Genomic DNA, 876 nt, shown 5'->3' with positions numbered 1-876 from the left:
TCGCGACGAACACCAGCATCACGNGGCCCGTGCGACCGACGAGGCGGCCGACGCGCGTCTCGTACCATTTCGTCAGGCGATCGAAGCGGCGGTTGAACCAGCCGAAGAAGCCGCGCTTCTCGTGATGACCCGCTGCGATCGGCTTGAGCATCGTCGCGCACAGGGCCGGCGTGAGCGTCAGCGCGAGCAGCGCGGAGAACAGGATCGACACGGCCATCGACAGCGTGAACTGCTTGTAGATCACGCCGACCGAGCCGCTCGCCATCGCCATCGGCAGGAACACCGCGGTCAGCACCAGCGTGACGCCGATGATCGCGCCGGTGATCTCCTTCATCGCCTTCGACGTCGCGTCCTTCGGCGACAGTCCTTCCTCGGCCATCAGGCGTTCGACGTTCTCGACGACGACGATCGCATCGTCGACGATGATGCCGATCGCGAGCACCATGCCGAACATCGTCAGCACGTTGATCGAGAAGCCGGTCAGCAGCATCACCGTGAACGTGCCGAGCATCGCGACCGGCGCGACGATGGCCGGGATCAGCGTATAGCGCACGTTCTGCAGGAACAGGTACATCACGAGGAACACGAGCACCATCGCCTCGAGCAGCGTGTGCAGCACTTTCTCGATCGAGATCTTCACGAACGGCGACGTGTCGAGCGGGATCGAGTAGCTCATGCCCGACGGCATCGACTTGCTCAGTTCGGCCATGCGGGCGCGGATCGCGTCCGCGGTCTTCACCGCGTTGGCACCCGGCGCGAGTTGCACGCCGGCGAGGGTGGCCGGCTTGTTGTTCTCGCGGCTCACGAACGTGTAGTTCTGCGAGCCGAGTTCGACGCGGGCGACGTCGCCGAGCACGACCTTCGAGCCGTCCGCAT

The 876-nt window shown here is 64.9% G+C and carries 1 protein-coding gene; it reads right to left on the bottom strand.

The window, feature by feature from the left end; genetic code table 11:
* Nucleotides 1-876: efflux RND transporter permease subunit (locus tag JMF90_RS38765; RefSeq protein WP_201326513.1), on the bottom strand; the 876-nt coding region annotated here is incomplete at both ends.

Origin of the sequence: Burkholderia sp. E168m23, assembly GCF_016586125.1 — a bacterium.
GTDB lineage: Bacteria > Pseudomonadota > Gammaproteobacteria > Burkholderiales > Burkholderiaceae > Burkholderia > Burkholderia orbicola.
This window is presented reverse-complemented; position numbering and strand designations above follow the sequence as displayed.